We start from the raw sequence: 13,737 nt of genomic DNA, 5'->3' as shown, positions 1-13,737 counted from the left end.
GGTGGAGGGGGGCAGCCGCAGGCGACGCGCTTCGTGGCGCCCCCCCTCCACCAGCTTCGCTGGTCCCCCTCCCCGTGCCGGAGAGGATATAGTCAGCGGCGCTCACCTTCTCGTCTCGATCGCCGCCGCCAGCCCGGCGGCCCATTTCGTGATGTCGCCCGCGCCCAGGCAGATCACCTGGTCGCCGGCGCGCACCTCGGCCGCCAGCGCGGTTGCCAGCGCGTCGGCGTCGGCGACGACGTCGACCTGGCGGTGCCCGCGGTCGCGCAGGCCGGCGACCAGCGCCTCGGCATCCACGCCCGGCACCGGCGTCTCGCCCGCGGCGTAGACCGGGGTCACGTAGACGATGTCGGCGTCGTTGAACGCGCCGCGGAAGTCCTCCATCAGATTGCCGAGCCGCGAATAGCGGTGCGGCTGGACGACGGCGATCACGCGCCCGCCCTCCTTTATGGCCTGCGCGCTCTCGCGCGCCGCCGCCAGCACCGCGCGGATTTCGACCGGGTGGTGGCCGTAATCGTCGATGATCGTGGCGCCCGCCACCTCGCCGACCTTGGTGAAGCGGCGCTTGACGCCGGAGAAGCGCTCGAAGCCCTTCTGGATGGTCGCGTCGTCGATGCCCAGTTCCAGCGCCACGCCGATCGCGGCCAGCGCGTTCTGCACGTTGTGGCGGCCGGGCATCGGCAGGTCGATGCCCTCGATCGAGCGGACCGAGCCGTCGCGGTGGCGAATCAGCGCCTCGAACCGGTTGCCGCCCGGATAAGGAGACACGTTCACGCCGCGCACGTCCGCCGACGCGGCGAAGCCGTAGGTGACGATGCGGCGGTCGCGCACGCGCGGGATCAGCGCCTGCACTTCGGGATGATCCAGGCACAGCAGCGCCGCGCCGTAGAAGGGCACGTTCTCGACGAACTCGACATAGGCGCGCTTGGCCGCGTCGAAATCGCCGTAATGGTCGAGGTGCTCGGGATCGATGTTCGTCACGATCGCGAACGTGCCGTCGAGGCGCAGGAAGCTGCCGTCGCTCTCGTCCGCCTCCACCACCATCCAGTCGCTGGCGCCCAGCCGCGCGTTCGAGCCGTAGGAATTGATGATGCCGCCGTTGATGACGGTCGGGTCCACCCCGCCCGCGTCGAGCAGCGCGGCGACCATCGACGTCGTCGTCGTCTTGCCGTGCGTGCCGGCGACGGCGACGGTGGATTTCAGCCGCATCAGTTCGGCCAGCATCTCCGCGCGGCGGACCACGGGGATGCGATTGGCGAGCGCGGCCTCCACCTCCGGATTGCCGCGCTTCACCGCGGTGGAGGTGACGACCACGGCGACGCCGTCGACATTCGCGGCGTCGTGGCCGATCGTCACCTTGATGCCGCGCGCGCGCAGCCCCTCCACGACATAGCCCTCGGCCACGTCGCTGCCCTGCACGGCGTAGCCCAGGTTGTGCATCACCTCGGCGATGCCGGACATGCCGATCCCACCGATGCCGACGAAGTGGATCGTGCCGATGTCGGTCGCGACGCCCTTCACGCGAACGCCTCCTTCGGGCGGGCGAGGCCGACCATCTGCGGCGCGGCGGGTGCGTCCAGGCTCTCAACCAGATCGGCGAGGTCGCTCGCGGCGTTGGGCGAGCCGCAGGCGCGCGCGCGGCCGGCGGCGTTCTGCAGCGCCTCGGGATCGAGGCCCAGCTTCTGCATCTGCTTGGCCAGCTCCGACGGCGTGAACCGGTCCTGCGGGATCGTGCGCGCGCCGCCCGCCGCCGTGATCGCGCGCGCGTTGGCGGTCTGGTGGTCGTCCGTCGCGCTGGGCAGCGGCACCAGGATGGCGGGGCGGCCCGCCGCGGTCAGCTCCGAGATGGTCGAGGCGCCCGCGCGCGCGATGACGAGGTGCGACCAGCCGAGCTGCTCCGGCAGGTCGGGCAGGTAGGTGGCGAGGTCGGCCGCGATGTCGAGACTGGCGTATTTCTCCCGCGCGGCGTCGATATCCTCGATCCGCGCCTGGTGCGTCACCTGCAACCGGCGGCGGAAGGCGACGGGCAGCATCGAGAGTCCTTCCGGCACCACCTTCGACAGGATGCTCGCCCCCTGGCTGCCGCCGGTGACGAGGACGCGGAAGATGCTCTCCTCCTCCAGCAGCGGGTAGGGCTTCGCGCGCAGCGCCAGCACGCTCTCGCGCACCGGGTTGCCGACCATGTGCGCCTTGGCGGCGTGGCGCGGCTTCAGCCGCTCGGTATCGGGATAGCTGGTCGCGATCGCGTCGACCCGGCCCGCGACCAGCCGGTTGACGCGGCCGAGCACCGCATTCTGCTCGTGCACCGCGGTCCTGATGCCGGCGGCGAAGGCGGCGGACAGCGCGGGATAGGCGGGATAGCCGCCGAAGCCGATCACCGCCGCCGGCTTGAACGCGCGATACAGCTCCGCCGCCATCGCCCGCCCCTGCCGCATCTGCCGCGCCGCCTTCAGCCAGCCGAGCGGACCGCCGGAGAAGCGCCCGGCGGGGATGACGTGCGTCTGTACGGCGTTCTCGCCATTGGGGAAAAGCCCGGGGAAGCGCACGCCGCGCGCGTCGCTGACCAGCGCGACGCGGTGCCCGCGCTTCGTCAGCTCCTCCGCCAGCGCGGCGGCGGGGACCATGTGCCCGCCGGTGCCGCCGGCGGCGAGGACGAAATGCTTCGGGCGCGTCAAGAGGCGCTCCAGTTCTTCACATAGGGACTGCGCATCAGGAACGGATTGCGCCGGGTGAAGGCGAGGAGCAAGCCCATCCCGACCGACAGCGCCAGCATCGACGATCCGCCGTAGCTGATGAAGGGCAGGGTCATGCCCTTCGACGGTGCCAGGCCGGTGTTCACCGCCATCGAGATCAGCGCCTGCGCGCCGAACTGCACGGCGAGGCCGGAAGCGGCGAGCAGCTTGAAGGGGTCCTGCTCGTCCAGCAGCTTCACGAAGACGCGCACGACCAGCGCGAGGAAGACCACCGCCACGACCATGCACGCGATCAGGCCGAACTCCTCGCCGACGACGGAGAAGATATAGTCGGTATGCGCCTCGGGCAGGCCGAACTTCACCGTGCCGCCGCCCGGCCCCGTGCCGGTCCAGCCGCCCGACGTCAGCGTCGCGTGCGCGGCGTTGGTCTGGAAATGGTCGCTCGCCCCCTCCCCTTCCACGCCCGGGAACAGGAAGGCGTCGATGCGCGCGCGCGCCGTGCCATAGAAGACATAGGCCGCGCCCAGGCCCACCGGCACGCAGGCGAGGAAACCGCCGATCACCCGCGTCGGGACGCCCGCGATCGTCACCATCGCCAGCCAGATGATCGAGAACATCATCGTCTGCCCGAAATCGGGCTGGAGCATCAGCAGCCCGGCGATCACCGCGGTCAGCCCCGCGGTCAGCGCAGTGGTGGGCAGATCCTCCTCGCGCGCCTTCAGCGACAGCAGCCAGGCGACGGTGACGATGAAGAAGGGCTTCAGGAACTCCGACGGCTGCACCTGCGCGATGCCGACGCCGATCCAGCGACGCGCGCCGTTCACCGTCACGCCGACGAAGGGCACCAGCACCAGCAGCGCGACGCATGCCGCCGCGCCGACCAGCGCCATCCGCCGCGCAAGCGTGACGGGCAGCATCGACACGCCGATCATCACCGGCAGCGAGGCCGCCACCCACATCACCTGCCGCCAGAAATAGTGCAGCGGCGCGAACTTCAGATGCTCGCCGGAATAGCGCATCGCGCTGGCGGGGGAGCCGGCAGCGACCGCGATCAGCCCGATCGCCATCAGGAACAGCGCGAGCAGCAGCAGCACGCGATCGATGTCCCAGAACCAGGTGCCCAGCGGCGAGGGATCGCCGCGCCCGCCCCGGTTCTTCAGCTTGCCGCGCGAGATCCGGCCGACGTCGGTCACTTGAGCCCCTCCACCGCCGCGCGGAAGGCGGCGCCCCGGTGTTCGTAGTCGCGGAACTGGTCGAAGGAGGCGGCGGCGGGCGACAGCAGCACCACCTCGCCGCGCACCGCGGCGGCGGCGGCGGCGCGCACCGCGGCGTCGAGCGTCCCCGCCTCCGTCACGGCGACGTGGTCGCGCAGCACCTCGGCGAAGCGCGCACCCGCCTCGCCGATCGTATAGGCGTGCGCGACATGGCCGAGATGCGGCAGGCAGGCGTCGAGGTCGTCGCCCTTGGCGCGCCCGCCCAGGATCCAGTGGATGCGCGGAAACGCGGCGAGCGCGGGGGCGGCGCTTTCCGGATTGGTCGCCTTGCTGTCGTCGACATAGGTGACGCCGTCCAGCGTCGCCACGCGCTCCATGCGGTGGGGCAGGCCGGCGAACGTCTCCAGCCCGCGGTCGATCACCGCCTCGTCCACGCCCAGCGCGCGCGCGGCGGCGATGGCGGCGAGCGCGTTCTGCGCGTTGTGCGGGCCTTGCAGGCTCGGCCAGCGCGACTGGTCCATGCAGACGCCGGGCGCGATCTTCGTCAGGTGCTCGCCACGTGCCGACAGGCCGCGCGCGATGGCCGCCGACGGCGCGTCGCCGATGCCGATCACGGCGTCGTGCGCGGGCGACTGCATCGCGAACAACCGCGCCTTGCTGGCGGCATAGGCATCGAACCCGTCGTAGCGGTCGAGATGGTCGGGCGTGACGTTCAGCAGCACCGCGACGTCGCAGTCCAGCGAGCGCGTGAGGTCGATCTGGTAGCTCGACAGCTCGAGCACGTAGACGCCGCCCTGAGCCAGCGGCTGCTGCGCCAGGATCGGCAGGCCGATGTTGCCACCCATGCGCGCCGGCATCCCCGCGGTGGCGAGGAGGTGGTGGACCAGCGCGGTGGTGGTCGACTTGCCGTTGGTGCCGGTGATGCCGACGACCTTGTGCGGCGGCAGGTCGGCGCGGGCCTGCGAGAACAGTTCGATGTCGCCGACGATGGGCACCCCGGCGGCCCGCGCACGCGCGGCGAGGGGGTGGGTGTTCAGCGGCACGCCGGGAGAGACGACGAGCGCGTCGAAGGCGGAGAGGTCGAGCGTGTCGAGGTCGGCGATCGTCAGATCCTCCCCAAGCTCGTCTTGGGGAGGGGGACCGTCGCGCAGCGACGGCGGAGGGGTGGATACGGAAGCGTCCCGCATCTGCCCCTCCACCGGCTTCGCCGGTCCCCCTCCCCGAGCAAGCTCGGGGAGGATAGCATCACGCCTCGCCTCGTCGCTGTCCCACGCCGTTACCGACGCCCCGCCCACCAGCAGCGCGCGCACGGTCGCCGCGCCGGATCGCGCCAGCCCGAGCACGGCGTACCGCTTCCCCGCCCAGGCGCCCGAAACGATCACCGCAGCTTCAACGTCGACAGACCGGCCAGCGCCAGCACCAGCGCGATGATCCAGAACCGGATCACGACGGTCGGCTCGCTCCAGCCCAGCTGCTCGAAATGGTGATGGATCGGCGCCATGCGGAAGATGCGCTTGCCCGTCCGCTTGTACCAGAACACCTGGATGATGACGCTGAGCGCCTCCACGACGAACAGCCCGCCGATGATGCCGAGCACGATCTCGTGATGCGCGACGACGGCGATGGTGCCGAGCGCGCCGCCGAGCGCGAGACTGCCGGTGTCGCCCATGAACACCGCCGCGGGAGGCGCATTGTACCACAGGAAGGCGAGCCCCGCGCCCACCATTGCGCCGCAGAAGATGGCGAGATCGCCCGCGCGCGGCACGTGGGGAATGCCGAGATAGTCGGCGTATTTTACGTTGCCGGCGAGGTACGCGATCACCATGAACGCCACGGCGGCGATGATGACGGGCATGGTGGCGAGGCCGTCGAGCCCGTCCGTCAGGTTGACCGCATTGCCGAAGCTGACGATCACGAAGGCGGCGAACAGCGGATAGGCGTAGCCGAGGTCGAGGTAGTAGCGGTTGGTGAACGGCAGGTAGAGGTGCGCCCCGTTCTCCTGCATGATGATCGCCGCGGCGACGCCGGCGATGAGGAATTCCAGCAGCAGCCGCACCCGGCCGGGCACGCCCGCGGTGCTGGCCTTTCGCACCTTGTCGTAATCGTCGAGGAAGCCGATCGCGCCGAAGCCCAGCGTGACGCACAGGCACGCCCATACATAGGGATTGCTGAGGTCCATCCACAGCAGGATCGACAGCGACAGGCTGGTCAGGATCATCAGCCCGCCCATCGTCGGCGTGCCGCGCTTGGCGAGGTGGGTCTGCGGGCCGTCGGCGCGGATGGGCTGCCCTTTGCCCTGGCGCACGCGCAGCCAGCCGATGAACTTCGGCCCGATGATCCAGCCGATCACCAGCGCCGTCGCCACCGCGCCGCCCGACCGGAACGACAGGTAGCGGATCAGGTTCAGCGCGCCGGGGAAGCCCAGCTGTTCGGCGATCCAGTACAGCACCTAGCGATGGCCCCCCGCGAGGCCCGCGACGACCCGCGACAGCCCCACTCCGTTCGATCCCTTGACGAGCACCGCGTCGCCCGGCGCGATCAGCCTGCGGGCATGATCCAGCGCGGATGCGGCATCGGGCACATGGACGAAATCCACCCGCCCCTCAAGCGCCGCGGCGAGGTGCGTCATCGCCTCGCCGACGAGGACCAACGCTTCGACGCGCGCCTCCACGATGGGCTCGGCCAGCCCGGCGTGGTAGCGATCCGCCTTGTCGCCCATCTCGCGCATTTCGCCCAGCACCGCGACGTGGCGGCCGGGCTCGCGCGCCAGCACCTTCAGCGTGGCGCGCATGGAGGCGGGATTGGCGTTGTAGCTCTCGTCGATCAGCATCGCCTCGCCGCCGGCGAGCGCGACCGTGCGCCGCGCGCCGCGGCCGGGCAGCCCGCCAAGCTCGCCGAGCGCGAGGCCCGCGAGTGCGAGGTCGCCGCCCACCGCATCGACGGCAGCGAGGACGGCGAGCGCGTTCGACACCCAATGGTCGCCCGGCTGCGACACGGTGAAGCTCAGCTCCCGCGCCCCCAGGCGTGCGGTGACGAAGGTGCCGCCGGTGGGCGCGGGCGCCAGTTCGAGCGGGTGGACGTCCGCCGCGCGGTCCATGCCGAAGGTGACGATCGTGCCGGCGTGCGGGCGGGCGTGGCCGATCAGGCGGTCGCGATGCGGGCTGTCGAACGGCACGATGGCGGTGCCGCCCGGTTCCAGCCCGCGGAAGATCTCCCCCTTGGCGTCGGCGATGGCGCCCTCGTCGGGGAAGAATTCGGTGTGCGCGGGGGCGATGGCGGTGATCATCGCCACGTGCGGGCGGACCAGCGTGGTGAGATGCGCGAGTTCGCCGGGATGGTTCATCCCCATCTCCAGCACCGCATAGTCGCTGTCCGCGGGCATCCGCGCCAGGCTGAGCGGTACGCCGGTATGGTTGTTGTAGCTCTTCACCGACCGGTGCGCGCGCCTCGACGGCGAACGGTTGAGCGCGGCGAACAGCGCTTCCTTGGTCGAGGTCTTGCCGACCGATCCGGTGACGCCGATCACCTTGCCCGCCACGCGCGCGCGGGCGGCGCGGGCGAGGTCCTCCAGCGCGGCGAAGGTGTCGGCGGCGCGAACGTGCGGATGGGGCGTGTCGGCGGAGACGATCGCGCCCGCCGCCCCTTGCGCAAACGCCTGGTCGAGGAAGCGGTGGCCGTCCGTGCTCTCGCCGGTCAGCGCGACGAACAGGTCGCCCTCGCCCACCTCGCGGCTGTCGAAGGCGACGCCGGTGGCGGCGAAGTCGGCCGAGGCGGTGCCGCCGACGGCACGCGCGATGGCGGGGGCGGTCCAGATCGGAGTCATCGGCGCATACGTCCGTCATGCGAAGCGGGCCTCACGCCGCGCACTCCCGTGCCACGGCGACGTCGTCGAACGGCAGCACCAGGTCGCCGACGATCTGTCCCTGCTCGTGCCCCTTGCCCGCGATCAGCACGATGTCGCCCGCGCCCGCGTCCGCCACGGCGGCGGCGATGGCGGAGCGGCGGTCGCCGATCTCGCGCGCGCCGGGCGCCCCCTTCAGCACCGCGGCGCGGATCGCGGCGGCATCCTCGCCGCGGGGATTGTCGTCGGTGACGATGACGACGTCGGCGGTGCGCGCCGCGGCCTCGCCCATCGGCTCGCGCTTGCCCTGGTCGCGGTCGCCGCCGGCGCCGAAGACGAGGATCAGCCGACCCTCGACATGGGGGCGAAGCGCCGCGGTGGCGGCCTCCAGCGCGTCGGGCGTGTGCGCGTAGTCGACGTAGACCGGCGCGCCCGTCGTCGTGATCGCGGCGCGTTCCAGCCGGCCGCGCACCGGCTGGAGCCGCGCCAGCCCCGCGATCGTCGCCGCCACGTCGCCGCCGGTCGCGATCACCAGCCCGGCCGCGACCAGCGCGTTGGCGGCCTGGTACGCGCCGATCAGCGGCAGCGTGACGCGGTGGTCGGCATCGCCCGCGCGGATCGTCAGCCCCTGCCCCAGCAGCGTCGGCTCGCGCGCGACGAGGCGCAGGTCGTCGCCGTGCTCGCCCACCGTCACGATGCGGTTGCCGCGCTCGCGCGCCAGATTGACCACCCGCTCCGACTGGGGATCGTCGCGCCAGACGACCGCGGTGCCCGTCGCGCTCAGCACCTCGGCGAACAGCCGCAGCTTGGCGGTGAAATACGCCGCCATGTCGCCGTGATAGTCGAGGTGGTCGCGGCTGAGATTGGTGAAGGCGGCCGCGGCCACCGGCAGCCCCTCGGTGCGATATTGCGTCAGCCCGTGGCTCGACGCCTCGAACGCGAGGTGCGTCACGCCCTCGCGCGCCAGCCCGCCGACGTTGGAGAGGAAGGTGACGACGTCGGGCGTCGTCAGCCCCGTGGTGACGCGGTCATCGGCGGTGGTGACGCCCAACGTGCCGATGGAGGCGGCGTGGCGCCCCGCCATGCGCCACAGCTGGCGCGTCATCTCCACCGTGGAGGTCTTGCCGTTGGTGCCCGTCACCGCCACGCAGGTCGCCGGGAACGGCGCGAAGAAGCGTGAGGCGAGCGCGGCGAACAGGGCGCGCGGCTCGTCGGAGCGGACGTGGAGCGCGCCTTCCACGCGGGCGGCGGAGCGCGCCACCACCGCGACCGCGCCGGCCTCCACCGCCGCGGGAATGAAGTCCTCGCCGTTCACGCGCGCGCCCTCGAACGCGCCGAAGATGGTGCCGGGCGCGACCTTGCGATGGTCGATCGCGAAGCCGGTGACGGCGACGTCGGGTGCGCCGGGGACGAGGTGGGAGAGCCTCATGCGACCATGGCTCCATCCGGCGCGGCGGGCGGCGAGGAGCGCGTCCCCGTCACTCGCCCTGCGACCCGTGCTCGCCGGGCGCGCGCCACACCAGGCTGCCGATCTGCGTCGTGTCGACGTCGCGCCGGTCGTCGGGCATCACGCCCAGCATCGCGCCCGTCCGGCTGATGACGCGGCTGACCACCGGCGCCGCGGTATAGGCCGCGGTGGTCTGGAACGAGTTCGCTTCCACGCGCTTGGGCGAATCCATCATCACCAGCACGACATAACGCGGTGCGTCCATGGGGAAAGCCGCCGCGAACGTCGACACGTTGCGGTTGCGGTCGTAGCCACCCGCCGACGCCGCCTCCGCCGTACCGGTCTTGCCGCCCACGCGATAACCGGGCGCCTCCGCCTTGCGCCCGGTGCCGTCCAGCACGATCAGCCGCAGCAGCTGGCGCATCCGGTAGCTGGTGTCGGCGCTGATGACGCGGCGGCCCTGCGGCGCGTGGCCCGGCTGCACGCGCAGCAGCGTGGACGGCCGCCAGATACCGCCGTTCACCAGCGCGGCATAGGCGCTGGCCAGGTGCAGCGGCGTGACGGCGATGCCGTGGCCGTAGGCGGTGGTCATCGTCGTCGTGCGCGCCCAGAACGTCGGCCACAGCGGACGACCCTTCTCGCGCAGCTCGATATCGGGCTTCGTATCGAAGCCCAGCTTGCGGAACATCGCCTGCAACCGCGCCGGGCCGATCTCGTCGGCGATCCGCGCGGTGGCGATGTTCGACGAATGGATCAGCGTCTCCGGGATGTTGAGCCAGCGCTTCTGCGGATGGTCGTCCTTGATGCGGAAGCGGCCGACCTGGAGCGGCGCGGTCGCGTCGAAGCGGCGGCTCATGTCGCTGACCACGCCCGAATCGATCGCCACCGCCATCGTGATCGGCTTGAAGGCGGAGCCGAGTTCGTAGACCGACTGCGTCACCGTGTTGCGCAGCTGCTCGGTGCCCGCCATGCCGACGCGGTTGGGGTTGAACAGCGGCATGGAGACCATCGAGATCACCTCGCCGCTGTCGACGTCCAGCACGATGCCCGCGGCGGCGCGCGCCTGCATGGAGGCCATGGCGCCGCCCAGCTCGCTCTCCATCGCCGCCTGCACGCGCGCGTCGATCGACAGCGCGACGGGCGCGCCCGACGTGGCCGCGCCGGTCAGCCGGTCGTCCAGCGCGCGCTCGATCCCGCTCTGCCCGTGCCCGTTGCTGATGAAGCCCAGAACGTGCGCGGCCAGCGTCGATTGCGGATAGAGCCGCTGCGTCTCCCGCTCGAAGACGATGCCCGGCTCGCCGATCGCGTTCACCGCCTCCACCAGCGCGGGGCTGGCACGGCGGTTGAGGTAGGTGAAGCTGACCGGCTTGGTGATCTGCGCGTAGAACGCCGACTGATCGCCCTTGTCGGGCATCAGGTCGGCCAGCTTCTGCGCGATGGTCGCCGGATCGCCGATCAGCTTGCCGGGATGGACGCCGATCGTCCAGGCGTCGATCGTGCGCGCCAGCGGGGCGCCGTTGCGGTCGACGATGTCGCCGCGCGACGCCACCAGCGCGCGCGCGCGATCCGCCCCGCCGCCCTCCAGCACGCCGAGCAGCGCCAACCGCGCGACGATGACGGTCACCGCCGCGCCGAACAGCAGCATCAGCACCATCAGGCGCAGGTGCTGCGTCGCCAGCATCGCCTGACGCTGGTCGGGCGCGCGCTGCGTCCTGATCGGCCGGGCGACGAGTGCGGTCAACGCAGACGGCTCCCCTCGTGCCGCGCGCCGCTCATCAGGTCGCCCATGGTCGTGTCGGACAGCAGCGACTTGTCCAGCATCGCCACCGCGCGGATGTTTCGCGCGCGCGCCGCGGGCTGCACCATCGCGACCGTCTGCATCCGTGCGACCGGGGCGGCGGGGCGGATCGCGGCGGCCTTCACCAGCGTCGGCAGCGGGCGCGTGCCACCGGAGACCACCGGCGTCTCGGCGTGGCGCGTGGCGGGCGCCACCGCGGCGATCACCGGGCGCGCCGTCGCGGGGGCGGCGACGGGGCCAGTGACGGGGGCGGCGACGGGAATCAGCGCGGGCATAGGCGCGGGGGCGGCGGGGACGATCAGCTGCGCGGTGCGCACCTCGGCCCCATCGATCCCGGGCACCCCGCCCATCGCCGGAGCCACGGGCCGGGGCGACAGCGCCGCCAGCGCGCCCTCGTCGGACACGAACTGCGCCGCCACCGGCACGGTCAGCGCCAGCGTGTCGCCGTTCCACCGCTCCAGCTGCGCCAGGTTGGCGCGCACGTCGAACTCGGTCTCCAGCGCGCGGATGTCGCGCTCGGCGGACACGATCTGGCGGTCGATGGTCTCCAGCTTCTTGCGCTCGGCCGCCACCTGCGAGGAGACGAGATAGAAGCCGATCGCCGCGAAGGCGCAGCTTCCCAGCCAGCCGATCCCCTTCAACCGATACATCGCCGCCATGTTACGCCTCCGACTGCCAGGGTGCCGCCGCGGTACGCCGGGCGGTGCGAAGTGTCGCGGAACGGGCGCGCGGGTTCGCGGCCACCTCCGCCTCGCCCGCGCGGATGGCGCGGGACGTGATCTCGAAACTGGGCGCGCGCGCCGCGGCGGTCACCGGCAGGTGCCGCGATCCCGCGGGCGCCGCGCCGGAACGGTCGCGCAGGAAGCGCTTCACCATCCGGTCCTCCAGGCTGTGGAAGGTGACGACAGCCAGCCGTCCGCCCGGCTTCAGCACGCGCTCCGCCGCGGCGAGGCCCTCGGCCAGCTCGTCCAGCTCGCGGTTGACGTGGATGCGCACGGCCTGGAACGCGCGGGTCGCCGGGTCCTTCTTCTCGTGCGGGCGATGGCCCAGCGCCTTCCTGACCACCGTGGCGAACTCGCCCGTGGTGGCCAGCGGGCGTGCCGCCACCACCGCGCGCGCGACGCGGCGCGACTTGGGCTCGTCGCCGTAGCGGTAGAGGACGTCGGCGATCGTCTCCTCGTCGGCGGTGTTCAGGAAATCCGCCGCACTCTCGCCCTCGCGGCTCATCCGCATGTCGAGCGGGCCGTCGGCCTGGAAGGAGAAGCCGCGATCCGCCTGGTCGAGCTGCATCGACGACACGCCGATATCCATCGTGACGCCGTCCACCGGCGCTAGCTCGCGCGACGCCAGCTCGCGCTCCATCCGCGAGAAATCCGACGCGACCAGCGTCAGGCCCGCCTCCTCCTTCTCCAGCACACGGCCGGCGGCCAGCGCGTCGGGATCGCGGTCGAAGGCGATGACGCTGGCGCCGGTGGACAGGATCGCGCGGGTGTAGCCGCCGGCGCCGAAGGTCGCGTCGACGTGGCGCTCGCCGGGGGCGGGGGCGAGCGCGGCGACGACTTCCGCGAGCAGGACCGGGACGTGCGGCGTCACAGCACGATCCCCTTCTCCTCGCACGCGAACGCGCAGGATTCCTTCAGGAACGCGTCCACGCCGTCGGTCTCCATCATCACCTTGGGCGACCAGATCGTCATCCAGTTGAACGAGCCGTGAAAATAGGCCGATTCGTCGATCCGCGCGTAGCGACGCTCGAATGCGGGCAGGATGAAGCGGCCCGATCCGTCGAAGGGCAGCGGCTCGGCCCCGCCGGCGCGGTCGAGGATATTCCAGTCGGTACGGCCCGAGGCGGCGAACTGCGCCGCGTCGAGCGACTCGAGCTTCGCCTGCCACAGCGCGACGAAGGCGGGATCGTAGGCGATCAGGCAGCGATATTCGGGATGCGGCGCGACGATGACGGTGCCGCCGTCCTTGCCGTCGTCACGCGGCGAGTTGGCCGCGAGAATGGCGCGCAGGGCGTTCGGGATGGCGACGCGACCCTTCGGATCGACGAGCCCCAGTCCCTTTCCCTGATATTGCACCCTTTCGGCCACGCCCACCTCGCACCCGGGCACAGGACTTCCCGCCTCGCCCGCGGCCACCGCCACCGACGAGTGATCCGATCTTCAGATGACGCTGGTCCTGCCCCCAATGTCTGCTGAAGGATGTATCAGGGAGTTGCGGGGATGGAAAGGGAGGATCGGGGAAAGTCGGGGATCAGCCCCGTTTTTGTAACCTTTTCCGTCCTACGAAGGTCGGAGATGGCGGACGTGCAGGCAAGGCGAGCACGACTTCGCAGCCCCTCCTCCAGAACATAGAACGAACATCGGTGGACTTCGTGGCACCGTCAGGGACCTTCCCCGGATTTCCCCGAACCGCCCGCGTCACTACGGCAGGCGAATCAGCGCGCGGCGTCGGGCGACGGGTCCGATGTCGGCGCGGCGACGTTGCCGGTGGCGGGCGCGACGCCCATCTCGACCAGGGGCTGGCTGCCGGCGGAGGGCATGGCGGGGGCGTCGGCCATGTTGGCGACCGTCTCCGGCCGCGCGGCGCCGGCGGCGGTCACCGGCTGTTCGCGATTGACGGTGGCGAGGATCGCGCTGGCGAGGCCGATCAGCAGCACCACCGCGGCGAGACCGACGAGCCCCACCCGCGCGCGCTGGCGCACCTGTTCGGCATGGCTCCGGTCTGGCGAGGGCGCAGTCATT

General features: G+C 71.7%; 12 protein-coding genes. All 12 read right to left on the bottom strand.

The window, feature by feature from the left end:
* Window positions 1-102: 102 nt before the first annotated feature.
* Window positions 103-1,521, bottom strand: a complete 1,419-nt coding sequence (murC, locus tag HBH26_RS14845) for a UDP-N-acetylmuramate--L-alanine ligase (RefSeq protein ID WP_168135417.1) — start codon at window positions 1,519-1,521, stop codon at window positions 103-105.
* Window positions 1,518-2,675, bottom strand: coding sequence for an undecaprenyldiphospho-muramoylpentapeptide beta-N-acetylglucosaminyltransferase (gene murG, locus HBH26_RS14840; RefSeq protein WP_168135416.1), 1,158 nt, complete (start codon window positions 2,673-2,675; stop codon window positions 1,518-1,520). The genes murC and murG overlap by 4 nt, the downstream gene beginning before the upstream one ends.
* Window positions 2,672-3,886 carry an FtsW/RodA/SpoVE family cell cycle protein gene (locus tag HBH26_RS14835; protein ID WP_168135415.1) on the bottom strand — a complete coding sequence of 405 codons (1,215 nt, stop codon included), beginning with the start codon at window positions 3,884-3,886 and terminating at the stop codon, window positions 2,672-2,674. Before HBH26_RS14835 ends, murG begins: the two co-directional genes overlap by 4 nt.
* Entirely contained in the window at window positions 3,883-5,289 is a 1,407-nt protein-coding gene (gene murD / locus HBH26_RS14830; RefSeq protein WP_338057410.1) for a UDP-N-acetylmuramoyl-L-alanine--D-glutamate ligase, read from the bottom strand. Before murD ends, HBH26_RS14835 begins: the two co-directional genes overlap by 4 nt.
* Complete coding sequence (mraY, locus tag HBH26_RS14825; RefSeq protein ID WP_168135414.1) at window positions 5,286-6,356, bottom strand: phospho-N-acetylmuramoyl-pentapeptide-transferase; 1,071 nt, start codon at window positions 6,354-6,356, stop codon at window positions 5,286-5,288. Before mraY ends, murD begins: the two co-directional genes overlap by 4 nt.
* Window positions 6,357-7,730 (bottom strand): UDP-N-acetylmuramoyl-tripeptide--D-alanyl-D-alanine ligase, encoded by a 1,374-nt coding sequence (locus HBH26_RS14820; RefSeq protein WP_168135413.1) that lies wholly within the window; start codon window positions 7,728-7,730, stop codon window positions 6,357-6,359.
* A gap of 31 nt (window positions 7,731-7,761) precedes the next feature.
* Window positions 7,762-9,177 (bottom strand): UDP-N-acetylmuramoyl-L-alanyl-D-glutamate--2,6-diaminopimelate ligase, encoded by a 1,416-nt coding sequence (locus HBH26_RS14815; RefSeq protein ID WP_168135412.1) that lies wholly within the window; start codon window positions 9,175-9,177, stop codon window positions 7,762-7,764.
* 49 nt (window positions 9,178-9,226) lie between these two features.
* A complete protein-coding gene (locus HBH26_RS14810) occupies window positions 9,227-10,936 on the bottom strand; it encodes a peptidoglycan D,D-transpeptidase FtsI family protein (protein ID WP_168135411.1) in 1,710 nt (569 codons plus the stop codon).
* Window positions 10,933-11,652 (bottom strand): hypothetical protein, encoded by a 720-nt coding sequence (locus HBH26_RS14805; RefSeq protein ID WP_168135410.1) that lies wholly within the window; start codon window positions 11,650-11,652, stop codon window positions 10,933-10,935. Before HBH26_RS14805 ends, HBH26_RS14810 begins: the two co-directional genes overlap by 4 nt.
* 1 nt (window position 11,653) lies before the next feature.
* Window positions 11,654-12,586: a 16S rRNA (cytosine(1402)-N(4))-methyltransferase RsmH gene (rsmH, locus tag HBH26_RS14800; RefSeq protein WP_338057408.1), complete on the bottom strand. Its 933-nt coding sequence runs from the start codon at window positions 12,584-12,586 to the stop codon at window positions 11,654-11,656.
* Complete coding sequence (locus HBH26_RS14795) at window positions 12,583-13,137, bottom strand: division/cell wall cluster transcriptional repressor MraZ (protein ID WP_338057407.1); 555 nt, start codon at window positions 13,135-13,137, stop codon at window positions 12,583-12,585. Before HBH26_RS14795 ends, rsmH begins: the two co-directional genes overlap by 4 nt.
* 293 nt (window positions 13,138-13,430) lie before the next feature.
* A complete protein-coding gene (locus tag HBH26_RS14790; protein WP_168135408.1) occupies window positions 13,431-13,736 on the bottom strand; it encodes a hypothetical protein in 306 nt (101 codons plus the stop codon).
* Window position 13,737: the final 1 nt, after the last annotated feature.

The sequence above is a fragment of the Sphingomonas corticis genome, from assembly GCF_012035195.1.
Lineage (GTDB): Bacteria > Pseudomonadota > Alphaproteobacteria > Sphingomonadales > Sphingomonadaceae > Sphingomonas > Sphingomonas corticis.
Note: the sequence above shows the minus strand (reverse complement) of the source record. Positions and strands in the feature narration are given on the sequence as shown.

Excerpts from the sequence above, each read along its gene's own strand:
- HBH26_RS14820 (WP_168135413.1), bottom strand. The coding sequence starts at position 7,730 with ATGACTCCGATCTGGACCGCCCCCGCCATCGCGCGTGCCGTCGGCGGC.
- HBH26_RS14790 (WP_168135408.1), bottom strand. The coding sequence starts at position 13,736 with ATGACTGCGCCCTCGCCAGACCGGAGCCATGCCGAACAGGTGCGCCAG.
- HBH26_RS14815 (WP_168135412.1), bottom strand. The coding sequence starts at position 9,177 with ATGAGGCTCTCCCACCTCGTCCCCGGCGCACCCGACGTCGCCGTCACC.
- HBH26_RS14805 (WP_168135410.1), bottom strand. The coding sequence starts at position 11,652 with ATGGCGGCGATGTATCGGTTGAAGGGGATCGGCTGGCTGGGAAGCTGC.